The organism is Limnospira sp. PMC 289.06, from assembly GCF_032350395.1.
Classification (GTDB): Bacteria; Cyanobacteriota; Cyanobacteriia; order Cyanobacteriales; family Microcoleaceae; genus Limnospira; species Limnospira platensis.
In genome coordinates this window covers 37674-59755 of record NZ_JARPLC010000002.1, presented here as the reverse complement: position 1 = coordinate 59755, position 22082 = coordinate 37674, and the positions used below count along the sequence as shown (strand labels likewise).

The following is a 22082-nucleotide window of genomic DNA, read 5'->3' as shown; positions in this document are numbered from 1 at the left end:
CCTTAAAATTAGATCATGGCTAAGATTCTATTGGTAGAAGATAATGAAATGAATCGCGATATGCTCAAAAGGCGCTTGAGTCGGAAGGGTTATGATGTCTTAATTGCTGAAGATGGGGCAGAAGGGGTCAATTTAGCCCAAACACAAGCACCGGATTTGATTTTAATGGATATGAGTCTCCCCATTAAAGATGGATGGCAGGCGACCCGCGAAATTAAGGCAGATACTAAAACTAAGGAAATTCCAGTGATTGCCCTCACAGCCCATGCTATGGCTGGCGATCGCGAAAAATGTCTCGCTGCTGGCTGTGATGATTATGACACTAAACCAGTGGAATTCCCCCGCTTACTTGAGAAAATTGAGACTCACCTGAAAAATAAGGCGACTTCGTGATATCCATCTGTCAGTTCTAAGTTTAGATGAATGGTAACCCGGATCTTGTATTGATCGTTGATGATAATGAAATCAATCGTGACCTGTTGGCTCGACGTTTACAAAAACAAGGTTACGATGTGCTGGTGGCTTCTAATGGCTTTGAAGCCTTGAAAATTATGCGATCGACACCCCTGGATCTGGTATTGTTGGATATTATGATGCCACAAATGAACGGCTATCAGGTGCTGGAGTCCCTCAAGGCAGATCTCCAATTGCGCCATATTCCCGTGATTATGATTTCGGCGGTTAATGATATTGATAGCATTGTTCGGTGTATTGAACTCGGTGCAGAGGATTATCTATCTAAACCTTTTAATCATGTTCTACTGCGGGCTAGAATTAATGCTTGTTTAGAAAAAAAACGCCTGCGAGACCAAGAACAAGCCTATCTGCAAAAGTTGGCGGCGGAACAACAAAAGTCGGAACGGTTATTGCTCAATATCCTTCCTGCACCGATCGCACAACGGTTAAAACAGGGAGAAAGTACCATCGCTGATAGTTTCGCTGATGTGACTGTATTATTTGCTGATATTGTCAATTTTACTACACTCTCGGCTAATCTCTCCCCGGCTGAATTGGTGGAAATTCTTAATCAAATTTTTTCGGCTTTTGACCAGTTGGCTGAAAATTACGGACTCGAAAAGATTAAAACTATCGGTGATGCTTATATGGTGGTGGGGGGACTCCCTACCCCAAGACCAGACCATGCCGAGGCGATCGCTGATATGGCTTTGGAAATGCAAAAGATTGTGGTAAATTTTACCCTCAAACCAGGGGAAACTCTGACTATGAGAATGGGTATCAATACGGGTCCGGTAGAGGCGGGGGTGATTGGAACTCGCAAATTTGCTTATGATTTGTGGGGGGATACTGTCAACACTGCTAACCGCATGGAGTCTCATGGGTTGGCGGGGAAAATTCAAGTGACTGAAACTACCTATCAACGTCTTCGCCATGGTTATGAGTTTGAACCCAGAGGTCTCATTGACGTGAAAGGAAAGGGGGAAATGAATACCTATTTTCTGATTATGAAAAAGCCTTGACAGGTGAGCGTTGATGATTAACAGTTGATAGATGACGGTTTATTAATCTTTTGGTCTCGGACAGGACTTACCATGTTGACTACCCCTGAATTACTCGATTTTTCTAAGTGGCTGGGTATCGCTACCCTGGCTTTCGCGGCATTAACTGTTGTGGCTTTTGTGCTAAACTGGGGCATTCGTTTTCGCCTAGTGGGGATAACTGCTTTTACCGGAGTCCTCGCTGGCGGCGTTTTCGCTTTGGGGTTGGGATTATTTCAGCGGGTTGAAATTCCTGGAGCCGTCCGCTATACTAGGGTGTTTGATGATGGCGCTCGTCAAATTGTGATTGCTGTGGCTCCAGATATTACTGAGACTCAACTAGAGGCGACTCTCCAACAGGCTGCTAGTGACCTGTATTCACCCGGTCGCGGCGGCGCAGGACAAATGCCTTTAGTTATCCGCGCTAGAACTATTGTTCACCCTCAACCTGGGGTTTCGGAACCGATTTTTTTGGGACGGGTCCAACGGGTATCTGGTTTTGATAATCAAGGAGATGTGGCGATCGCTATTAATCAAGAAAGTCTCAATCACCTTCAAACAGTCCGCGAAGCTACTAACTAATTCCCCCCCCAATTCCCCCCCCAATTCCTCGTCTATCTACATGGTGGGGGGAAGGAAACCGGGTTTCTTTGAGAAATCGGGTTTCTAGCAGGGGTGATAGCCTCGGATGTAAATTTAAACAATTGAGAATGCTGGTTTTGATGGGTCTTTTTTCATCCCAGAAAATCAGTGAATTATAAAAAGCGATCGCCTCAGCAGAAGTGAGTATTTGAAATACTGCGATCGCCTCCGGTTCAGTGTCGAAGCTCAAAAAATAAACCGTATCATCAAATAAAACAGGTTTTCCCTTCAGGGGACTTATCAATTGAAACTCTAGTTTTTTGTAAAGCCCACAAATCGCGATTTTCCAAGGTTTAAAGGTATAGTCTCCTACCCCAAAAATAGCAAAACGAGGATGATTTTGATAAATTTTGCTTTGGCGACCATCTAAATTCGCCGCATTCTGTTCAAGATAATTCCAAGTTTGGGGCGCATGGTGTTTAATTAAAGCTGTGTCTTCACCCAGAGATTTTTGAGTAACCAGGACATATTTATCAGTTTGGCTAATCTTCCCATTAGCAATATCTGAACCTTTCAAAAGTGGAAAAATATAATCATCCTCCAGGTTAACTTTTTCTCCCCAACCATTCACCAGATCATTATTAACTTGACGAAGTTCCATAATTTTGGCACAATCATGTTTAATTCCCGATCGCCATTTAATCAAGGGCTGAGTTTCGGAATAAAGAAAACTCAGTTTTTGAAAAGTGACCATATCCGCAATCAGCCGATTATGAGAGAAACCAATCCTCTGGAAATCTGCACTTTCCAGACTGGGGAAAATATCACAAAAATAGCGTTTTAATTTACCCGAAAATTCACAGAATACAAAACATGATTCAACCGCCGCATTAAAATACTTTTTAGCATCAATTCTATAGGTGGAAAATTGACATACATTTTTTTGGCGATCGTGCAAATAGTATAAAATTTTTCTGGCAACAGAAGTTTTACAAACCATCCCCAGATAGCTATGTTCATAATTCTGCAACCATTCAATAATTTGAATAAGCATCCATTCCGATAGGTCAAAATTGCTTTTTCCAGTTAAAGCATCTAATCCTTTATATCCGAGAAAGTTGCTTTTTTGCGGCAAATTATTACCCGATATTAACCCTTGTTGTGAATTGGTAATCCAAGGCAAATTACCTATAACCAAGATTTCCCCCGACTGTTCCAAGTTTGACAACGGGAAATTTAACAAATCTCCATGGTGCAAAATAACTCGCTGATCATGTTTAATAATTGGACTATTTTTAGCTGCTTTAATATAATCAGGGTTAATCTCTAATCCGACAATTTTTGCAGCCGACTTAAACTGTTGAATCGATGCCACAATGAAATTACCGACACCACAGGTGGGTTCCACAATCAAATCTGGATTAACCCCTAAACTTGACAATTTTTGGCAAATTCGTTCCGCTAACTCTATAGGAGTTTGAAAATCTCCATATTCTATTGTTAATTTGCTTTTGATAACGGACATGGCTACTCAAAACGATAAACGGTAATTATACCATCTTCTTGACCTGCACGTTCAATCACTCTTCTATACTGTAATCTCCATTGTAAAGCATTGGAAATTGTCAAAAACCCAAGTTCAGGAGGATTAGCCATGATTTCTTCGGCAATATTTATGGCTTCAATTTCATCAACGGGGAGATTTCTATCCCACATAAACGCAATTAAATCATCAACATTTCCTTCATTGTGCAAAATTTCACGAATCCCGCGAGTCATTTGAAAATCGGCTGTTTTCTCTGATTGCACATAGATCACATTCAGAATCTTTAGATTAGCAGTTTGATTGTCATGATGATCTAGTTTGTCGTAAACAAACACTAATAGAGAATATCCTAAACCAAAAATTTTTTGTCTAGCTGACTTGAAAGGACAGGATGACTGAGGCTGTTTGATACTCGTCACTTTCATATCAACTTGAAGTTCCGGGAAATCAATACCAATGGCTGAATTTCCTTCTCTAAAATCATAATTATTTTTGAGGTAGTGTCTAAATTTTTGCTCTAAGTAAGTCCCTACCTTTTTACCATCTGTAATTCCATAAAGTGAAGGTTATAGATGTTGAGATTCTAAGATGGAAAATCTTTCGGCTTCAGAACACAGAGTTTTTATGGTTAAGGCTTGCATAGCGGATAACACTGATCACAGTAAAACAGGGTAATATAGTTAAGGGCGAAGAGTCTCCGGGAGGGAACAGCACACCCGGAAACCGTAACTGCTGTCTGCCGGGTCAATACAGTCGCGGTAGGCACAACGACAGTAACCCGGAAAGCTGCACCACGAACCGCCCCGCACCACCCTTTTGTCTCTGGATTCCAAAAGGTTAACTAAATTTTCAACATAGATATGCAGACCATTCCACACTCGACCATTCGAGGGGGCACCGCCAATATAGTGGCGTGTTGGAAATTACTGACGGGGGTGGTTCCCCTATGGCAGTTGTAATTAGCGAGGTCAGGTCATAACCGCATACGGTACAGGTTTCGACCTCGTTTTCTGTGTATTTGGTTTCACAGATTGGACATTTAGCCATAATTCCCAAACCTGATTTACAGCTAACTAATTATACAACAGATTGATCACCCTCGGCAATCTAAAGAAATCGGGTTTCTAGCATGGGTGATATTAAAGAAAAATATGCAGGTCAAAATAGACGATCGCTAAATAGGAAACTAGCCACAGAAATAGGCTGATTTTAATGCTGTTATCTTCGATTAAAATGCGATCTGGTTCTTCTCCGGCTGCTAAAACTGTGACGATCCGTTTGTAGTGCATTACTGCATAATAGACAATGGGAACGGTGATGACTAAGGAAGTGTTTTTACCGGAACTGATGGTAAATAGAGAATAACACATGATGGTCATGGTGGCTGTACTGTTAATCAAAGAGTCGAGATAGGGTAGGGTATAATGGCATAAAACCGGGCGCTGTTGATTCTTTTGACCGCGTTGATAAAATAGTTGGATATATGACTGTTTTGGGGTGGGATACAGGGAGTCTGGGGATAATTCTTCTAGGGATTCGATGGGGTTTTGTTTGTGGAGGAGAGAGAGGAGTTCCGATCGCCTTTTGGCGAAACCTTGAAATAGGGTTAAAAAGAAGGTACAAAGGGTAATCCAAGCGGTGGGGGTGTCTCCGACGGCGTAAATTCCGGCGAGGAGACGGAGGACGAAACCGAAGGCGATACAATTGACATCAAAAAGGGGAATATTTTTGAGTTTTAGGGAATAGGCGACATTGTTAATTGCATACAATAAGAGACAGGAAAAGGTGGGGATTCCCAGATGGTAAGAACCGATGAGAGAAAGGGTGATTAAAAAGATGCCGATCGCTCTGGCGGTTGTTAATTGTACCCGTCCGCTGGCGAGGGGACGAAATCGCTTTTTGGGATGTTGGCGATCGCGATCGATGTCTTGAATGTCGTTGAAAATATAGACGGCTGATGCCATCATGGAAAACAGGACGACCATTAAAATGCCGTTGGCGATCGCATTTATTTCTCCTAACTGACCCCCAAAAATTACCCCCGCCAAACAGAACAGATTTTTAGTCCACTGGTGGGGACGCAGTAGCTTGATTATATCCCCAATTCCCCCCGATTTGTCTGGGGAAACTTCCGCAGAATTGGGATTAGATACTCTAGCATATTTCGGTTTAATTTTCATAGGAAATTTAGGTTTAATTACACCCCTTGATTCAGCCGGATATGATAATTATAACAGTTAAGACAACTGTTTGAGCAACCAAAGAATTTTTTCTTTAACTGGTTTACGGTGCGCGGAACCTGCTTTTTCTGCCTGAATTTTATCATAGTTTTGCTGGAACCAATCGTAACTTTCCTGGAACATTTCATCATTAGAGTATTGGGGTTGCCAGCCCAAATTTAACAGGGGTTGAACATCGAAATAAAACTCTTTATGATAGGTGAGATAATGCCAGGGTGCGAGGGGGCTTAAACCGACAATATCTAATAGTCTCAAGGTGCCAATTGTCAAGGTAGTGGGGAGACTTTTTACCTGAGAATCAGTGGCGGCATAGCTAATTAAATGTTCCAAACCTTCCCGCAGAGTGCCAAAGCGATCGCTTCCGACATTATAAATTCCCGGTTTCCCTAAATCCAAGGCTAATAGGTAAGCGTCCATTAAATCCAGAGCATGAATAAACTGGAATTTGATATTTCCATCCCCGATAACGTAGACATTTCGCCCTTCTTTAATCCACTCAAATAGAATCTGAAAAATGCCTAACCTTCCCTCGCCCAAAATAGTCCGAGGGCGGATGACAATTAAGGGTAAACCTTGGCGATCGCAAACTTGACGGACTGCTAATTCTCCCGCCAATTTTGCGCGTCCGTAAATTTCCACCGGCTGGGGTTGAGTTTGGTTAGTAATGGGACATTGAGGGTCGCCAAATAAGGCACTAGAACTCATGTGAATAAAACTGCTCACCCCGGCTTGAGCGGCTTCCTCAGCGGCGATACGACTCCCTTCGACATTCACCTCCCAAAACTTCTTTCCCGACTTGGTAAGGGGGACTAAAGCCACATTATGATGAACGATATCAACGCCTTTCATGGCGGCGGCGACACCTTGGCGATCGCGAATATCGCAGTTAATATATTCAATATCCTGGGGGCGAGTGGGATCTTCCCAAATATCAAGTATTTTGACTTCTTCTCCCCGTTGCGACAACCGACGGGCGATCAGATTTCCTAAAAAGCCAGAACCCCCTGTTACCAGATGTTTCATGGACTACCGCTAACCTTCCAAATAATGACTCTGCCAGCATCGTAAACTAATGTCGCCAATTCGTAAAGGAATTGGATCGGCGGATAATTATAAAACCATAATCGGGGGGCGATCGCCATAGAATTATCAACCTTTTCTGGACGACAACCTACTACTTTTTGCACGGGAAAATCGCAGGATTTAAACATTATCCGACTTCGGAAACTGTGGGGTTTATTGCAGTATAAAATTACTGAGTATAGGGGCCAATATTTTTCCTGCTTTAACCAATAACGCAATACCCGCGCATTATCAAAGGTATCTAAATAGGTTTTATCTCGGACATTTTGGGGAACTAAAACCTGTAAATCTGGGCGCAATTGCTGGAGAAATTCCCCGGCATAATCTTCCTCAGATTGGGAATGTCCGAAGGGATTACCAGGCGCAACAAACACGCGAGAATTGGGTTCAGCATCGGCGGCTAACTGACAGATTACGGCTTTAAAATAAGGGGATAAGTTATCGACGGCTGCAGTGGCTTCTGTAGCGGTTAATCCCTCGGTTACGATGATATAATCAGCCATTAGTTATCAATTCCTCGGTAATTCTCGAACACCCATTTCAGACTACGACGCATTCCTTCTTCTAGGGAAACTGTAGGAGAATAGCCTAATTCTCGTTGGGCTTTGGCGACGGAACAGGCGATAGTTTTATTCATTTCTGATAATACATGAATTTTCTGCTGATATAATCCTAAACTCTGCAAAGTGCCATCAACTAAGGTGGCAATATCTCCGGTAATTCCGGGTAATTTTAAACGTTTGTGGGCGCAAGTTTGGTTAAATTCGGATTCTAGCAGTTTCTCGACTGTATCGATAATTTCATTCATGGAATAGGGGCGATTATCGGCTATCCAGTAGGTTTCACCGTTGGCTTTTTCGGATTCGGCTGATAGCAAAAGTCCTTGACAGAGATTGTCTATATAAGCCATCGATCGCAAATTATTTCCATCTCCTACAATGGGACCTTTTCCATCCCGAATCATTTGGAAAAATAGGGTTTGTCGGGGGGGTTGGTTTGGCCCGTAAAACCAGGGCGGACGGACGATAACGGTTTCTATTTTTCCTGATTCCTGCATGGACATAACGGCTAACTCCATCAGCATTTTGGATTTGCCATAATTCATATAGGGATGGTAGGGGGATTTTTCATCAAATAAATGATCGGGGTGGGGATTGCAACCACAGGGAGAATTAGAAGAGACAATCACAGCCCTTTTGACGCGATTGGTGACGGCGGAATTTAACAGGTTTTGGGTTCCGTTGACATTTATATGATAAAATTCGGAAACGCGCGGAGGGTGAATGATTCCGGCGGTATGAAATAGAATGGCATGATTCGCATTTTCACAAAAGCGATCGCAGTCTTGGGGATTTCGCAAATCTCCGACAATCACTTCAATTTTATCGGAGAGGTTTTTCAAAATTTCGGGGTCTTGACCGGGTAAAATTAGACAGCGAATAATCTGATTATTTCTGGGTTGGGAAAAAGCCTCAATATCTGGGAGTCCTTTAACTAGGGCTTTGACCAAACTGAATCCCAACCAGCCTAATGCACCTGTAACTAAAACTAGATCACTCATGGTCTCTCTCTGGTCCTCCTAGAATAATTAACGGAATTTCTCGTTGTAGGGTGACAAACTCCCCCCTATCAGGATCATAAACCCAAGCGTGAATAGTGGTTTCTCCGGGGGGAATATCCGGCGCGGAAAGTTCAGCGATCCAACCAGATTTTGAGTAGCGATCGCTATGGAAATATTCGGCCACCTGGGGGGTTTCCAAATCGATCGCAGTGTCGGCGAAGAAAAAGTCCTGGTCGCTATATGAAAAAAAGACGCGATCGGGTTGTTGGTCGCGATCGCCAAACGCCGCCCAACCGTTTAGCATAAAGCGATCGCCGGGGTTGAAAGTTAAGGTGGCGAGGGGGGGGTTAATATAGCCGTAAATGCTTTCAGGTTGGCGGTTAAAGCCGGGGTTAGGGATGCCATCAAGAACTACTTTAATCTGAGTTTCTCCCGCCAAAGGTAGTAATTCTGAGGATTCCCCTATCTTGATCCATGCTTGAATTGATGTATTTTCATACAGATTAAAAACTGCTGTTTCTATGGCAGCCCCAAAAAAATGTTGGTCAATCTCTGGGTAAGAAATTGCTGTGGCTTCTGAAGACCTGGAAAGTATCATCAGCTGATTATTGTCATTAACTAGCTGGGGATTAAGTTGTAATTTTCCGTGCAATATAATCCAGCCATTTTCATGGTTTTGGGAAAACACACCTGGGGAATTGTCCCAGACGATCGCACCATAATTTTCGGAACTCTTGATAAATTGTAGTTGAGGACTGTCAATAAATCCCAAATCATTTAAGACGATCGCTGTTTGTTTAAAGCGATCGCGAGAGGGGATAATTTCAAACCAGTGCCAGCAGTGAGGAGAGCGATCGTCCCAAACTTGGATCACCTTCAGACATCTGGTTATCTGCTGAGAAATTTGCCGATATTCTTGACCTTCGTTAATGGCATATACTGAATTAATTGCGGTTAGAAAAATTATCACGATCGCTACACCAGTTAATCCCCGTTTACCGGGAAGAAGGGGAACCTCTCCATTGGCGAAATATAACCCAATTTGTAACACCGCTACCCACAAAAAGAGGGAATTGCTGATATATCTGGAACCCAAAGCAAAATCTAACCCTAAATCGGTAAATAATGCGGCTTCAACCCTGCCAAAAGTGGTAATGGCTGCAAATAGTAAGGCGAACAATGCTAAACTAATCCAGGGGGCGACAGTTTTTAAAAATTGGAACCCGTTTTTTTGATATCCCCAGGCGATCGCACCCCCAAAGCTGAATAATACCAAAACCCCCAAAATATTGGCTAATGGCACAGAATAGAAACCTAGAGGCGCTCCTAATAGGGTGACAAAAAACCGCACCCAGAACACTGGATGATTGAGCAGATACAACAGGTTAAAGTTGCTGGGATTGTTGCTGTCATATCCCAGCAAATAAACGGCGGTAGTAATGGCAAATAATCCTAGCCATATCAGGCTGTTTTTTAATCCTGATTTGATGGGAGTATGGCTTAAAAAAACTGTGGGTAAAATCGCCAACCATGCTATAATGCCTTGGGCTAATGTGAAGCTGGCAATGAGGATGGGTAGAGTCGCCAAAATTAGGCTATTTTTGGCTGGCGGTGAATTGAGAACCCAGAGAGAAGTTGTCACACACAGATTAACTAGAAATATCCCCAATTGTAATCCCCACAGCCAATTTTGATACTGTCCTAGGGAAAACAGAATCAGACAGGATAGACCATTAATAATGTGGAATTGGCGGGAGTGCGAAATATCTGGATAACATTGGCGAGAAATTTTGACAATTAACATCCCGTTAAGGATGGCAAATAACACCCCGATTAAGATTTCATAAATCTTCTCCCAACCGGAAATAAATGCCAAGGGGACGATAATTAATCTCAGGAAAAAGTAGCGATGATCATTGTACATTTCGGCAAAATCGCTTAACCCAGCTTTTCCCTGGGCTATTTTCTCAAAGATGGTGGCGATCGCCCATTCATCCCAGAGGGGAACTCTCACGCCGTAGATAATCACAAAAGCAATTAAAATTAAAACCGGAATCAGGTAGAGTGCTGTGGTTGATCTAATTGTTATTTTCCGGGGAATTGACAACATTATTGATGGCATAAATCAGAACATTTTTGGCAGTTGGCAATTGTTGACCGGCTAAAGTTGGTCTAAAAATTTTAACGCATTCCGTCGAGCGATCGCCATAATCGACCCTTGAGGATTCACGCCAGGGGCGGTACATAACAGACTTCCATCAGCAATATAAAGATTGTCAAAGCCATGAATTTTGCCAAAGGAATCGACCGCACAAAGGCGGCGATTTTCCCCCATAGGACAGGAAGAAAACAGATGAACCGTCATCAAATTGGTACTCGCCGCCGGGAGAATTTCGGGGATGCGATCGCCATCGTCTCCCTTCAACCGCCCAAACCCCGACAAACTGGGATAAACGGCGATCGCCCCCGCCTCAAATAGCAGTTGAGACAACTTCCGCAAGCCGTCACCCAAATCCCGCAAATCCTCACCCGTGAGGCGATAGCGCACCAAAGGATCGCGAAAACCGGGGAGAGTACGCACCGACCCCCGACCGGAGGCGGTAATCATGGCATAATAAATCGCCATATTTTCCCAGTGGCGGTGTACCTCCCCCATATACTCAGGATGATCCACCATTCCCACCGACAGGTAAGGGGGGGAACTAATCGAACAGCCAAAACTGAACCGGGGGGCGAACTCCTTAACCTGATGGACGGGAACCCCCATATCAAGGGCGTTAACAGGTTCGGAAAATTGGGCGATCGCCTTAACCGTCGGATGCAGTTGTAGAGAATTACCAATATTTTCAGTAATCCCACTGCGCCGCAACAAAGCCGGGGTTTGGATAGCCCCGCCACAGATAAACACCGTTTCCGCCTCAATTTCGCCCGTATTAGCCCACAGAGTCCACTTTTGACCCCGGCGACCAATTCGGTTAATTCGCGTCTCTGAGCGCAACCTACACCCCGCCCGTAACGCGCGAGGAATAAAGGTTTTAGTCATTGACTGGCGCTTTCCCTTGGGTGGCAAATTCGGGTCATCCTGGGTTTCATAGCGAAACCAGCGCGGCACTTCTAGGGACTCCCAGCCTAACTTGATAGCCCCTTGGTGGAGTTTCAGAGAGGCGGCGGGGGGTTTTCCCGGTAGGGGACAGACAGTAACAGCCTCTTCGCAGGCTTGAAAATGGGGTAATAGGTCAGCATCCCCTAAACCTTCCACCTGAAACTCAGTCCGCCACCTCTCCAATACCTGCGGCGGGGTTCGATGGTACAGCCCGCTGTTGATTTCGCTACCTCCCCCCACACAGCGACCTTCGACATATTGCACTTTGGGGGTTCCTAGGGCTGCTGTTAACCCGCCATGGCGATATTTCTGCACCATTTCTTCCTGGGAAAAGGGCGCACAGGACTCTAGGGGAAGAAAAGCCCCTTCTTCGATAAGTAGCACATCCCGTCCGGCTTCGGCTAATAAACAGGCGGTAATTGCACCTCCAGGACCGGAACCAATGACGGCAATTTCACAGGACTGGGGTTCAAACATGGCGATCGCATTGATTGGAATTAACCAAAGATTGCCAACACAGTACCACTAAACTCTCATAAAAGCGCATCAAATCCCGACAGGGACTAAAAGGGGAATTTTTCCAGGCTTCGATTTGTTGGCGACGAAGCTGGTGGGGTTGACGATGAAAGGGTGAGGCGTTTAGCCATCCCCAGCAGTCGAAAATAACGGTTAATAGCCAGATGGGAAATTGCAGATAATCCGGCATTCGGCGATGTTGTTCGAGGACAAATCGCACGACATCATTATGATAAAATTCGCGGGTTTCCTCCGTGGGGGTGCGATCGTAAATAATTGAGTAACAGAGGGCGGAGGCGGTACTATTAAATAGTTTCGTCATGGCTATCAATTCGATTCACTCCTGCTTAAAACTTAATTGGCGATCGCCACGAAACTCAACAACTATGTTTCCTTACCGATATTTAGCACAGAAACCCCGTTTATAGGGTTTGACGGTGGGGGAGTTTCCCTGAGCGCGAGCCTACTACTACTTTAGATCTGATAACATATAGTCTAGTCGTGTCGCGACGGGTGGAATTGGTAGAGGCGATAATTTAAATGCAAAAAATTGTTGTTGGTCTTTCAGGAGGGGTTGATAGTTCCGCAGCCGCGGCTATTCTGCATCACCAAGGATATGAGGTGGTGGGGTTAACCCTATGGTTAATGCGGGGTAAGGGTCAATGCTGTTCCGAGGGTATGGTGGATGCAGCCCATATCTGCGAACAGCTTGGCATTCCCCATTATATTGTCGATAGCCGCGATCTGTTCCAAACCCATATTATTGATTATTTGGTCGAAGGATATGGGGCGGGGATTACTCCTTTACCCTGTTCCCAGTGTAATCGTGCCGTTAAGTTTGGCCCGATGCTGGGTTATGCTTCTACGGAGTTAAATATTAACCGCATCGCTACTGGTCACTATGCTAGGGTTTCCTATAATTCACAATGCGATCGCCATCAGTTAAAACGCGCCGTCGATCGCACTAAGGATCAGTCTTATTTTCTCTATGATTTAACTCAGGATATACTAGGCGCTGTGGTTTTTCCCCTCGGAGAAGTCCCGAAATCCGAAACTAGACGCATCGCCGCTCAGTATAACCTCAAAACTGCTGATAAACCCGAAAGCCAAGACCTCTGTTTGGTCGAGGCTAATGGTTCTATGCGCGCCTTTTTGGATAAATATATTACTGGGAAAAAAGGCGAAATTGTCGATCCTGAAGGTCGGGTTTTAGGAGAACATGATGGCATCCACCACTATACTATCGGTCAACGCCGAGGTTTGGGAATTTCTGCACCTGAGCCATTATATGTCCTGAGTATTGACCCCGGACGAAATCGGGTAGTAGTTGGCGATCGCGATCGTATGACTCAAACCGAATGCACCATTAGGCGCGTTAATTGGGTATCTATTGCGCCGCCCTCTGAACCTATCCGCGCCGAGGTACAAATTCGTTATCGCAGTAAGCCATTACCCGTAACCGTGGTTCCTTTATCTTCCGAACCAGACCCCCAAATTGGCACCAGAGTCCGACTGATTTTTGATGAGCCTATTTTCGGAATTACCCCTGGTCAGGCGGCTGTATGGTACTCCGAAGATTTGCTCCTAGGTGGCGGCGTGATTGAACGTCAGACCACTTAACCCATAACCCCAAAATAGAGGCTTGTTCTCCCTATCTTGGGGCTTTCTGGTACGGGGAGGCGATCGCATCTTGTTCGCTACCAAACCACCTTTCGTGTTATGTTTTCTAAGCAAGTTATCCGATTCAGATAGAATGCCGACAATTTTAGCGATCGCCAATGGGAAAGGTGGAGTTGGTAAAACCACAACCGCCGTCAATCTCGCTGCTATACTTTCGAGCAACTTCTCCACCCTCCTAGTAGATACAGACCCCCAGGGTTCCGCTATGTGGTGGGTTGAACAGGGAGAAATGCCCTTTGATGTCTCAGAAGAAACCAATCCTAGTCTCCTGAAACAGCTAAGGAAAGTTCAACAAGTCCAAATGATTGTCGTTGATACCCCCCCAGCCTTGAAATCCGAATCCCTAGCCGCCGTAGTCCAGGTAGCTGATTATCTAATTTTACCCAGCCAAGCCGCACCCATGGATTTAGTAGCCTTAATGGCTACTGTACGCGATCGTGTCGCCCCCATCAACATTGATTATAAAGTCCTGCTCACCAAAGTTGACCCCCGCAGTATTGGAGATGCTTTTGAGGCTCAAAAGTCCTTGCGGGAATCAGGTATTCCAGTTTTCCAGAATTTTATTCGCTCCTACAAAGCCCATGAACGCTGTCCCCTAGAAGGCGTTTCCATTATTCGGTCTCGCAGCAAAAATGCCAGAGAAGCAGCATCAGACTATCGCCGCGTCGTAGCCGAACTCCTGAGAAGCCTAACATCAAACCCCAATACAGACTGACATCCCCCGCCGTCCATGGGACTCGAAGGATGTCAGTAGAACCGGAAATTATTGGAAAAGCCTAGAGTTGTTTAACCTCAGAAGCCAACTTAGCAACCATATCCTTAGCGCTGCCAAATAGCATCATAGTTTTGTCCTTGTAGAACAAATCATTATCAACCCCAGCAAAACCCGTACTCATACCACGCTTAATCACAATAGTATGCTTGGCTTTATCTACATCCAGAATCGGCATTCCGTAGATCGGGCTATTTTTATCTTCCCGCGCCGCCGGGTTAACCACATCATTAGCCCCAATCACCAGAGCCACATCAGTCTGTTCAAATTGGGGGTTGATGTCATCCATATCATACAACTGCGGATAGGGAACATTCGCCTCGGCTAACAGAACGTTCATGTGTCCCGGCATCCGTCCCGCCACCGGGTGAATTGCATATTTCACATCCACCCCCAAGGATTCTAGCATATCCACCAGTTCCTTAACCGAGTGCTGTGCTTGAGCTACAGCCATGCCATAACCCGGAACAATCACCACAGAACGAGCATACCCCAACATCATCGCCCCTTCTTCCGGGTCGATATTGCGAACACTCTGATTGGTTGCACCACCAGAAGCGCTAGGCGCTGCCGCTGTACCTTCACCTGTACCAAACCCAGCAAATAGGACGTTGGTAATCGAGCGGTTCATCGCCTTACACATGATCACCGTAAGGATAATACCAGAAGCACCCACCAAAGCCCCAGCAATGATCAGCAGGTTATTCATCACCACAAAACCCGCCGCACTAGCAGCTAACCCTGAGAATGAGTTTAACAGGGAAATCACCACCGGCATATCTCCGCCACCGATAGGGATAACAAAAAGCACTCCCAGCACCAGAGAAATGCCCACTAAAGCCAGGAAAACCGGGACGTTGAAGGGTTGTACACAGATATAAACACTTGCCCCAACAAAGCTAATTAACAGGGCTAGGTTAAAGGGTTGTTGCAAGGGAAACAGAATCGGAGAGCCACTCATAATCCCTTGCAGTTTGGCGAAAGCGATGAGGGAGCCGGTGAAGGTGACACCGCCAATTAGAACCCCTAACACCGCTGTAACAGTAGTTGGTAGGGGGGGAGCATCAGAGGTAGCTAAATAGCGCCAGAACTCGCCTACAGCCACCATAGAAGAAGCGGCACCACCGAGACCGTTAAACAAACCGACCATCTGAGGCATATCAGTCATTTCGACTTTATAGGCGGCGATGCCACCAATAGCCGAACCTATGGCGATCGCTATCAGAATTGTGCCGTAGTTGAGAACCTGCTGATTAAGAAGCGTAGCCACGATCGCAATTAACATCCCAATAGATGCCAATATATTCCCATTGCGAGCCGTCGCCGGAGACCCCAACTTTTTCAGACCAAAGAAAAACAGGGTTACCGCCACCAAATAACTTAACTCAATGCCTGTTGGTAGAAAGTCGATCATGCTTTAACCTCCTTTTTCTTGAACATTTGCAGCATCCGGTCAGTAACCAAAAAGCCACCCACAACATTAATAGTAGCCAGTACCACAGCCACAATACCCAGAATCACCGTGATGTTCCAATCCTGTTCTCCGGCAATAATAATCGCCCCTAAAACCGCAATTCCTGAGATGGCATTAGCCCCAGACATTAGGGGCGTGTGTAGGGTTGGTGGTACTTTCGTAATCACCTCAAACCCGGCAAAAGATGCCAGGACAAAAACAAATAAAGCCGAAATCAGAGTTTCTGTTGTCATTCAATATCTCCAGTAGCTTGGAAAGCGTCTAGCTGTTCGTCACTGTTACCCAGTGACCCGGCCGCCCACCGCAGTTTCCCCCTCACAAAGAGGCTAGAGATGCCTGTGGTGTTTACTATTGACCCACAGGAACTCCCAAAGCCTCTTTAACCCGTTGGGAACGAATTTCGCCGCCGTGGGTAACACAGGCTCCATCGAGGATGTCATCTGCGAAGTTTAGATCAAGTTCTCCCTCCTTAGTTACCATCAGTTGTAATAAGGCTGAGAGGTTTTTAGCATATACTTCGCTGGCATGAACAGGCATGGAGCCTGGTATGTTAATGGGTCCCATGATGGTGACACCATTTTTCTGGATGTTTTTACCTGGTTCTGAACCCTCGCAATTCCCCCCCTGTTCGGCCGCTAGGTCTACAATCACTGAACCTGGTTTCATTTGAGCCACCATGTTAGCGTTGACTAGAACCGGGGCTTTTTTGCCGGGGACTTGGGCGGTGGTAATCACCACATCAGAAGCAGCGACGTGCTGGGTTAGCACTTCCTGGGTGTGTTGTTTGGCTTGCTCTGAGATTTCTTTGGCATAGCCTCCCTCGGCGACGGTATCTTCGTCTAGGGTGACATCTACGAATTTAGCCCCCAAACTTTGGACTTGTTCTTTGACTTCTGGGCGAATATCAAAGGCTTCTACGATCGCTCCTAAACGCCGTGCTGTGGCGATCGCTTGTAGTCCGGCTACCCCCGCCCCTAGAACTAACACTTTAGCCGGTCGGATAGTTCCGGCCGCCGTGGTCAGCATCGGGAAGTATTTAGGCAAATTCGCCGCCGCGATCAGAACTGCCTTATATCCGGCAATATTAGCCTGGGAAGATAGGGCATCCATACTTTGGGCGCGACTGGTACGCGGGACCATTTCCATACTGAAAGCTGTCACCCGGCGATCGCTTAATTTTTGGATCAGATCTGGCTCTCCCAACGGGTTGAGAAATCCGATTAATACTGCTCCCTCTGCCATTTTGCCAACTTCCTCTTCTTGTGGCGGGCTCACTTTCAGCAGGATATTGGCTTCTCCCCACAGCTTGGCTGAGTCAGTAATCACTTGGGCTCCCGCTTCCTCATACAGAGCATCCGAAAAACAAGACCCTTCCCCGGCTCCGGCTTCCACATAAATTTCTAAGCCTTGTTTAACTAGACGAGATACTACGTCCGGGATCAAAGCCACTCGGCGTTCATTAACGTTCAGTTCTTTGGCGATCGCAATTTTCATCAAAAACTCCTATATCTCAAATTCCGTCCCTTTTCGACGGCTTGACCAAAATCTTTTCGCGTTCTGGGTGGGTTTAGCAGTCTTATTTGTGATAATTGAGGGCTGACAGTTAAACCCGCCCCTACAGGATTCTATGATAGCGATCGAAATTTGATCTGCCTTGGGAAAGTGCGTCACATCAGAACATTTGTCATTTTTTGATGACAAGCATCCCATATTACAGCACCCCACCTCTCTGGCCGTCTGGGTTGAAGTAGCCAATCAAAATGTGCAACCTTTGCTACAACAAGCTAATCACTGCTACCACAGCAACTCGACACAATGATCATGATTGTGCCAGAATGAGTGTCTAGTTTGACATCATAATCGTAGTTGTTCCGATTGATTGATATCTTAGGTTTGTCTTTATGTCAAAAATAATCCTTTAACCATAAGTCAAATTGTTACCGCCGTTACACTTATCGCAGGAGTTTGTATCAATGAAAATCCGTTCTCTAGTTTCTGGTTTGACAATGACTGGCTTTTTATTGGGAGCTTTTCCGACCCTAGCTTGGGCGCAATCAGGTCCGGGTGTCACTTTGTTTGGTGGACCGGAAAGGGCGAATTTGCTCAATTTCTTTCTACAAAGTGGCCGCTCTGGTCGCTGGGACCGCTACAGATTAAGAATTCCGGCGAGACAGCTAAATATGGCTGTGGCTCTGATCTCGATTTCCTATCCTGAACATTTCGAGGGTAGATTTGACCCAGATCGCATTGAAGTTCGTATCGGTGATCAGTCAATTCCCCTAGAGGAGGTAATCTGGGATGCCGAAAACAATTTTATTGAAATCTATCCCGAAGAACCCATCCCAGCCGGACAGTCCTTGGAAATTGTCATCTCCAACGTCAGAAATCCTACCTTTGGTGGGATGTTCCACTTTAATGCTAATGTCCGCAGCCCCGGTGATGTGCCTCTGTTGCGCTATGTTGGTACTTGGGTCCTGAGCATTGATTAACATCTGCTGGGGCGGTTGAGTTCATCACATCAACGGCTCCTAGACTCGCCGCCTGATGTCTCTAATTTTAGCCGGTGTATGTGCTAAAATAGGGGATTGTGATTTTAACACTGATTGTGGGAGGATAGACAAATGGCTCAACAAACGCTCAAAGGAACTAGCCGTAAGAAAAAAAGAGTATCTGGGTTTCGGGTACGGATGCGGACTAGAAATGGCCGTGCAGTGATTAGGTCTCGGCGGCAAAAAGGACGGTCACGGTTATCTGTTTAAGGGAGTTAACTCACAGCAGATGGTCAATTGAGTTTGGGAATAGTTATAGCAGTGGTCAAAACCCTGAGAAGCAAACCATAGACTCAATCTGTGATTGATATTAGCCCTAGGTTCTATTCCCGGTGATGCACCCTCGCTGGTCTAAGTGTCAACTGCTATAACTAATAAATATCGAAATGTTGCCTCAAGTAAATCGACTGCGCGCTCCCAAAGATTTTAAGGCAGTCTATACTAGGGGACTACATCGTAAAACTGCTCATTTAACCCTAAGAGCATTAAAACGGTTAGTTCCGCCTGAGATAGATGCAGGAGACCCACCGAGTCGGTTTGGTATTTCTATAAGTCAGAAGGTTAGTAAGCGCGCGGTGCGACGAAATCTGCTCAAACGACAAATTAGAGCCGGACTGCGAGAGTTATTACCAAAAATCTCGCCAGGTTGGGATGTGGTGATTGTGGTGAAGCCAACGGCGATCGAGTGCAATTATGCAGAAATTCTGCGAGAATTAGAAAAGTTGTTAGTACAAGCAGAGGTTTTACATGGGCATTCGCGAGGAGAGCTTTTATGAAGGCGGGCCCCATATTGGTGATCTGATTATAAATTTACTGATCGGATTTACAATTATCGGCCTGCCTTTGACTGTGGGAGCGGTGGTGCGGGCACTGTGGCTGCGTTATCGTATTACTAACCGCCGGGTTTCTGTGATTGGAGGATGGATGGGACGCGATCGCACTGATGTGGTGTACTCGGAAATTGTCAGTGTGGCGAAAGTGCCTAGGGGACTGGGAGCCTGGGGAGATATGGTGCTGACCCTAAAAAATGGTAACCGTCTGGAACTAAGAGCTTTGCCGAGATTTCGAGAGCTTTACGACTACATTAGTGAAAAAATTGCTCAAAAACAGGGAAGACCGCCGGGTGTGATCGGTCAGTAACTTCAAATTCACCTGATAGGCTAGAGAGTGTTGATGGGTGGTAATGAGCAAAGATCAGATCGAAGGAAAAAGTTCCACCTGGGGAACTAAATTGTTAAAATTTGTATAAAAAATCAAGCAGCTAGGTTAACTATTGACGCATGGACTTTGGTATTGGGTTTCTTTCCAACAATTTGATGTTACCGATCCTGGATTTTTTCTACGGGATCGTCCCTAGTTACGGTTTGGCGATCGTAGCCTTAACTCTGGTGATTCGTTTTGCACTATATCCGCTGAATGCTGGGTCAATTCGGAATATGCGGCGGATGAAGGTGACGCAACCGCTGATGAAAGAGCGAGTGGACAAAATTCAAAAGCTCTATAAAGATGACCCGGTGAAACAACGCGAAGAGATGAGCAGAGTATATAAGGAATTGGGTAATCCTCTGGCGGGTTGCTTTCCATTACTGCTACAGATGCCAATTCTATTTGCTTTGTTTGCTACCCTGCGAGGATCACCTTTCTCGGATGTTAACTACACCATTGACCTGCAAATTTTTCCCCAAGAACAAATTGAGCAAATTCAACCGCAAATATATAAGAGTAAGGCTCAGAATGTTTATGTAGCAGATGGGGTTCACTCTTCGGTACAGGCGTTGATTGATACTGGTAATAGTTTGGCTGTGGGACAAAAAACCGAGGTCAAATTTGAAACAGCACAGGGTGAAAGTCTACGGTCGAAGCTCGATAGTTACGAAAATCCGAAAGTTAAACCCCATTGGATGGTAACTAAGGGGGAAGATAAGGTTCAGATTGATGATGAAGGCAATTTGGTAGCGGTGAAACCGGGTGAAGTGACTATCCAAGCCAGCCTGAAAGGAATTGCTGCTGATAAGGGATTTTTGTTTATTGATGCCTTGGGACGGGTAGGAGCTTTTGATGATGATGGTAATATCCACTGGGATATAGTGGGGATGATTTTGGGATTTGGGATTAGTTTGTATATTAACCAGGTACTATCTGGTCAAAATCAAGCTGGTTCTGGTAATCCTCAACAAGATACGGTTAACAAAATCACGCCAGTTTTATTTACGGGGATGTTTTTCTTCTTCCCACTACCGGCTGGTGTTTTACTGTATATGCTGATTGCTAATATTTTCCAAACAGGTCAGGCGTTTATCTTGTCGCGGGAACCTTTACCGGAGAATCTCCAGAAAATTGTGGAGGAGTCTAGCGCGAAAACCAGCACAAAAGACAAAAAAGACAAGAAACAAGGTGAAAGTGGACGTGCTTCACTTCCTTTTGAACCAGGACATTCTAAGAAGAAGGCATAAACTAAGCAATGGAGAAGACTCAAATTAGTCAAGGTCAGGAGTGGATAGAGGAACTCCTAAAACTAGGAGATATTTCGAGTAATGTGGTCCTGAAGCAGGAGGAGGACTCCTGGTGGTTAACCATTGAAAATCCCAATCTGTCCCCTGAACAGGCTAAAAATCTGATTGGTGATGGTGGTGAGGGACTCGATTCGATTCAGTATTTGGTGAATACAATTCTGAATTTGGGGAAAGACAACGGTGAAAAAGTGGCTTACACTGTGGAGCTAAATGGGTATCGTGCCCGCCGCTACCAAGAATTAAGGGCTTTGGCAGAAAATGCGGCGAGTCAGGTGCGACAAACGGGGATTGAGTTAGAAATTAAGTCTCTATCTTCGGTGGAACGACGGCTAATCCATAATATTCTCAAGGATAGTGAGGGTGTGGAAACTTATAGTCAGGGGAGTGAACCCGATCGCCGTCTAGTGATTAAAGCGAAAGCCTGACAAACATTTTGGCATGGGGAGCGAGGGCGGAAATATTATGGATGCTATTTACATCCCTCATTTGCTTAATGCACATCAGCGGACGGTGGAGTTTCAGTTTGAGGAGTTTATCCCGGATTTGGATACTCTGACTCCGGTGCGAGGGTATATGCGAGTTAGTCATAGGACGACATTTTTGGATATCCAGGGTCGTGCGGAAGCGATTGTGACTTTGACCTGCGATCGCTGTCTGAAACAGTACAACCACCGCTTGAAAATCAAGACTTCTGAGGTGATCTGGTTGGAAAAATCGGATTACCAGATCGCGGAAGAGGTGGAGGTGGCTTTTGAGGATTTGGTGGAAACTCTGGACCCTCAAGGGCATTTTTCTCCTACGGATTGGTTTTATCAGCAATTGTGTTTGGAACTGCCAGGTCGTAAACTGTGTGACCAAGATTGTCAACTACCTGCTGCACCGAAGCCGGTTTCGGAATCAGTAGATGCACAGATTGATAGCCGCTGGGCAGCCTTGGAAGCGTTAAAAAAACAATTATCTGGATAAA

At 45.3% G+C, this 22082-nt stretch carries 24 protein-coding genes; 12 read left to right on the top strand and 12 right to left on the bottom strand.

What is annotated here, in order from left to right; translation table 11 throughout:
* Nucleotides 1-15: 15 nt before the first annotated feature.
* From P5674_RS01060 to P5674_RS01050, 3 genes are all read left to right on the top strand, one after another.
* Nucleotides 16-393 (top strand): response regulator, encoded by a 378-nt coding sequence (locus P5674_RS01060; RefSeq protein ID WP_006619127.1) that lies wholly within the window; start codon nucleotides 16-18, stop codon nucleotides 391-393.
* Nucleotides 394-419: 26 nt separating this feature from the next.
* Nucleotides 420-1478 carry an adenylate/guanylate cyclase domain-containing protein gene (locus tag P5674_RS01055; protein WP_006619128.1) on the top strand — a complete coding sequence of 353 codons (1059 nt, stop codon included), beginning with the start codon at nucleotides 420-422 and terminating at the stop codon, nucleotides 1476-1478.
* A 72-nt stretch (nucleotides 1479-1550) separates the two neighbouring features.
* A complete protein-coding gene (locus P5674_RS01050) occupies nucleotides 1551-2078 on the top strand; it encodes a Ycf51 family protein (RefSeq protein ID WP_006619129.1) in 528 nt (175 codons plus the stop codon).
* Here P5674_RS01050 and P5674_RS01045 read toward each other — a convergent pair.
* The 9 genes from P5674_RS01045 to P5674_RS01005 form a co-directional block, all read right to left on the bottom strand.
* The gene (locus tag P5674_RS01045; protein WP_006619130.1) at nucleotides 2071-3603 is read right to left on the bottom strand and encodes an N-6 DNA methylase; all 1533 of its coding nucleotides are present in this window, start codon (nucleotides 3601-3603) and stop codon (nucleotides 2071-2073) included. The genes P5674_RS01050 and P5674_RS01045 overlap by 8 nt on opposite strands.
* 2 nt (nucleotides 3604-3605) lie before the next feature.
* Nucleotides 3606-4049, bottom strand: coding sequence for a hypothetical protein (locus P5674_RS01040; protein WP_006619131.1), 444 nt, complete (start codon nucleotides 4047-4049; stop codon nucleotides 3606-3608).
* 714 nt (nucleotides 4050-4763) lie between these two features.
* Nucleotides 4764-5804, bottom strand: coding sequence for a UbiA prenyltransferase family protein (locus tag P5674_RS01035; RefSeq protein WP_006619132.1), 1041 nt, complete (start codon nucleotides 5802-5804; stop codon nucleotides 4764-4766).
* Nucleotides 5805-5861: 57 nt separating this feature from the next.
* Nucleotides 5862-6887 carry an NAD-dependent epimerase/dehydratase family protein gene (locus P5674_RS01030; protein ID WP_152088601.1) on the bottom strand — a complete coding sequence of 342 codons (1026 nt, stop codon included), beginning with the start codon at nucleotides 6885-6887 and terminating at the stop codon, nucleotides 5862-5864.
* A complete protein-coding gene (locus P5674_RS01025) occupies nucleotides 6884-7450 on the bottom strand; it encodes an ElyC/SanA/YdcF family protein (protein ID WP_006622036.1) in 567 nt (188 codons plus the stop codon). Before P5674_RS01025 ends, P5674_RS01030 begins: the two co-directional genes overlap by 4 nt.
* A complete protein-coding gene (locus P5674_RS01020; protein ID WP_006622035.1) occupies nucleotides 7450-8508 on the bottom strand; it encodes an NAD-dependent epimerase/dehydratase family protein in 1059 nt (352 codons plus the stop codon). Before P5674_RS01020 ends, P5674_RS01025 begins: the two co-directional genes overlap by 1 nt.
* The gene (locus P5674_RS01015; protein ID WP_315669723.1) at nucleotides 8501-10630 is read right to left on the bottom strand and encodes a hypothetical protein; all 2130 of its coding nucleotides are present in this window, start codon (nucleotides 10628-10630) and stop codon (nucleotides 8501-8503) included. Before P5674_RS01015 ends, P5674_RS01020 begins: the two co-directional genes overlap by 8 nt.
* Before the next feature lie 39 nt (nucleotides 10631-10669).
* A complete protein-coding gene (locus tag P5674_RS01010) occupies nucleotides 10670-12088 on the bottom strand; it encodes a GMC family oxidoreductase N-terminal domain-containing protein (RefSeq protein WP_006619137.1) in 1419 nt (472 codons plus the stop codon).
* Nucleotides 12081-12449 (bottom strand): hypothetical protein, encoded by a 369-nt coding sequence (locus tag P5674_RS01005; RefSeq protein ID WP_006619138.1) that lies wholly within the window; start codon nucleotides 12447-12449, stop codon nucleotides 12081-12083. The genes P5674_RS01010 and P5674_RS01005 overlap by 8 nt, the downstream gene beginning before the upstream one ends.
* A gap of 218 nt (nucleotides 12450-12667) precedes the next feature.
* Between P5674_RS01005 and mnmA the strand changes: the two genes are divergently transcribed.
* Both mnmA and P5674_RS00995 read left to right on the top strand, forming a co-directional pair.
* The gene (gene mnmA / locus P5674_RS01000; RefSeq protein WP_006619139.1) at nucleotides 12668-13747 is read left to right on the top strand and encodes a tRNA 2-thiouridine(34) synthase MnmA; all 1080 of its coding nucleotides are present in this window, start codon (nucleotides 12668-12670) and stop codon (nucleotides 13745-13747) included.
* 133 nt (nucleotides 13748-13880) lie between these two features.
* Complete coding sequence (locus P5674_RS00995) at nucleotides 13881-14522, top strand: ParA family protein (RefSeq protein WP_014277482.1); 642 nt, start codon at nucleotides 13881-13883, stop codon at nucleotides 14520-14522.
* 61 nt (nucleotides 14523-14583) lie between these two features.
* On the opposite strand, the gene P5674_RS00990 is transcribed toward P5674_RS00995, so the two are convergent.
* The 3 genes from P5674_RS00990 to P5674_RS00980 form a co-directional block, all read right to left on the bottom strand.
* Complete coding sequence (locus P5674_RS00990) at nucleotides 14584-15993, bottom strand: NAD(P)(+) transhydrogenase (Re/Si-specific) subunit beta (protein WP_006617138.1); 1410 nt, start codon at nucleotides 15991-15993, stop codon at nucleotides 14584-14586.
* A complete protein-coding gene (locus P5674_RS00985; RefSeq protein WP_006617139.1) occupies nucleotides 15990-16286 on the bottom strand; it encodes an NAD(P) transhydrogenase subunit alpha in 297 nt (98 codons plus the stop codon). The genes P5674_RS00990 and P5674_RS00985 overlap by 4 nt, the downstream gene beginning before the upstream one ends.
* A 115-nt stretch (nucleotides 16287-16401) precedes the next feature.
* The gene (locus P5674_RS00980) at nucleotides 16402-17547 is read right to left on the bottom strand and encodes a Re/Si-specific NAD(P)(+) transhydrogenase subunit alpha (protein WP_006617140.1); all 1146 of its coding nucleotides are present in this window, start codon (nucleotides 17545-17547) and stop codon (nucleotides 16402-16404) included.
* Nucleotides 17548-18026: 479 nt separating this feature from the next.
* On the opposite strand from P5674_RS00980, the gene P5674_RS00975 reads away from it, so the two are divergent.
* From P5674_RS00975 to P5674_RS00945, 7 genes are all read left to right on the top strand, one after another.
* On the top strand, nucleotides 18027-18542 hold the full coding sequence (locus P5674_RS00975; protein ID WP_006617141.1) for a DUF2808 domain-containing protein: 516 nt from the start codon (nucleotides 18027-18029) through the stop codon (nucleotides 18540-18542).
* A gap of 132 nt (nucleotides 18543-18674) precedes the next feature.
* Complete coding sequence (rpmH, locus tag P5674_RS00970) at nucleotides 18675-18812, top strand: 50S ribosomal protein L34 (protein WP_006617142.1); 138 nt, start codon at nucleotides 18675-18677, stop codon at nucleotides 18810-18812.
* 176 nt (nucleotides 18813-18988) lie between these two features.
* Entirely contained in the window at nucleotides 18989-19378 is a 390-nt protein-coding gene (gene rnpA / locus P5674_RS00965; RefSeq protein ID WP_006617143.1) for a ribonuclease P protein component, read from the top strand.
* Entirely contained in the window at nucleotides 19350-19742 is a 393-nt protein-coding gene (locus tag P5674_RS00960) for a PH domain-containing protein (protein ID WP_006617144.1), read from the top strand. Before rnpA ends, P5674_RS00960 begins: the two co-directional genes overlap by 29 nt.
* A gap of 140 nt (nucleotides 19743-19882) precedes the next feature.
* Nucleotides 19883-21055 (top strand): membrane protein insertase YidC, encoded by a 1173-nt coding sequence (yidC, locus tag P5674_RS00955; RefSeq protein WP_006617145.1) that lies wholly within the window; start codon nucleotides 19883-19885, stop codon nucleotides 21053-21055.
* An 8-nt stretch (nucleotides 21056-21063) separates the two neighbouring features.
* Nucleotides 21064-21540, top strand: a complete 477-nt coding sequence (locus tag P5674_RS00950) for a Jag family protein (RefSeq protein WP_014277484.1) — start codon at nucleotides 21064-21066, stop codon at nucleotides 21538-21540.
* Nucleotides 21541-21577: 37 nt separating this feature from the next.
* Nucleotides 21578-22081 carry a YceD family protein gene (locus P5674_RS00945; RefSeq protein ID WP_014277485.1) on the top strand — a complete coding sequence of 168 codons (504 nt, stop codon included), beginning with the start codon at nucleotides 21578-21580 and terminating at the stop codon, nucleotides 22079-22081.
* The last annotated feature ends 1 nt before the right edge of the window (nucleotide 22082 follow it).

Coding starts and splice junctions, on each gene's coding strand:
- P5674_RS01060 (WP_006619127.1), top strand. CDS start 16: ATGGCTAAGATTCTATTGGTAGAAGATAATGAAATGAATCGCGATATG.
- P5674_RS01055 (WP_006619128.1), top strand. CDS start 420: ATGAATGGTAACCCGGATCTTGTATTGATCGTTGATGATAATGAAATC.
- P5674_RS01050 (WP_006619129.1), top strand. CDS start 1,551: ATGTTGACTACCCCTGAATTACTCGATTTTTCTAAGTGGCTGGGTATC.
- P5674_RS01045 (WP_006619130.1), bottom strand. CDS start 3,603: ATGTCCGTTATCAAAAGCAAATTAACAATAGAATATGGAGATTTTCAA.
- P5674_RS01040 (WP_006619131.1), bottom strand. CDS start 4,049: ATGAAAGTGACGAGTATCAAACAGCCTCAGTCATCCTGTCCTTTCAAG.
- P5674_RS01035 (WP_006619132.1), bottom strand. CDS start 5,804: ATGAAAATTAAACCGAAATATGCTAGAGTATCTAATCCCAATTCTGCG.
- P5674_RS01030 (WP_152088601.1), bottom strand. CDS start 6,887: ATGAAACATCTGGTAACAGGGGGTTCTGGCTTTTTAGGAAATCTGATC.
- P5674_RS01025 (WP_006622036.1), bottom strand. CDS start 7,450: ATGGCTGATTATATCATCGTAACCGAGGGATTAACCGCTACAGAAGCC.
- P5674_RS01020 (WP_006622035.1), bottom strand. CDS start 8,508: ATGAGTGATCTAGTTTTAGTTACAGGTGCATTAGGCTGGTTGGGATTC.
- P5674_RS01015 (WP_315669723.1), bottom strand. CDS start 10,630: ATGCCATCAATAATGTTGTCAATTCCCCGGAAAATAACAATTAGATCA.
- P5674_RS01010 (WP_006619137.1), bottom strand. CDS start 12,088: ATGTTTGAACCCCAGTCCTGTGAAATTGCCGTCATTGGTTCCGGTCCT.
- P5674_RS01005 (WP_006619138.1), bottom strand. CDS start 12,449: ATGACGAAACTATTTAATAGTACCGCCTCCGCCCTCTGTTACTCAATT.
- mnmA (WP_006619139.1), top strand. CDS start 12,668: ATGCAAAAAATTGTTGTTGGTCTTTCAGGAGGGGTTGATAGTTCCGCA.
- P5674_RS00995 (WP_014277482.1), top strand. CDS start 13,881: ATGCCGACAATTTTAGCGATCGCCAATGGGAAAGGTGGAGTTGGTAAA.
- P5674_RS00990 (WP_006617138.1), bottom strand. CDS start 15,993: ATGATCGACTTTCTACCAACAGGCATTGAGTTAAGTTATTTGGTGGCG.
- P5674_RS00985 (WP_006617139.1), bottom strand. CDS start 16,286: ATGACAACAGAAACTCTGATTTCGGCTTTATTTGTTTTTGTCCTGGCA.
- P5674_RS00980 (WP_006617140.1), bottom strand. CDS start 17,547: ATGAAAATTGCGATCGCCAAAGAACTGAACGTTAATGAACGCCGAGTG.
- P5674_RS00975 (WP_006617141.1), top strand. CDS start 18,027: ATGAAAATCCGTTCTCTAGTTTCTGGTTTGACAATGACTGGCTTTTTA.
- rpmH (WP_006617142.1), top strand. CDS start 18,675: ATGGCTCAACAAACGCTCAAAGGAACTAGCCGTAAGAAAAAAAGAGTA.
- rnpA (WP_006617143.1), top strand. CDS start 18,989: ATGTTGCCTCAAGTAAATCGACTGCGCGCTCCCAAAGATTTTAAGGCA.
- P5674_RS00960 (WP_006617144.1), top strand. CDS start 19,350: ATGGGCATTCGCGAGGAGAGCTTTTATGAAGGCGGGCCCCATATTGGT.
- yidC (WP_006617145.1), top strand. CDS start 19,883: ATGGACTTTGGTATTGGGTTTCTTTCCAACAATTTGATGTTACCGATC.
- P5674_RS00950 (WP_014277484.1), top strand. CDS start 21,064: ATGGAGAAGACTCAAATTAGTCAAGGTCAGGAGTGGATAGAGGAACTC.
- P5674_RS00945 (WP_014277485.1), top strand. CDS start 21,578: ATGGATGCTATTTACATCCCTCATTTGCTTAATGCACATCAGCGGACG.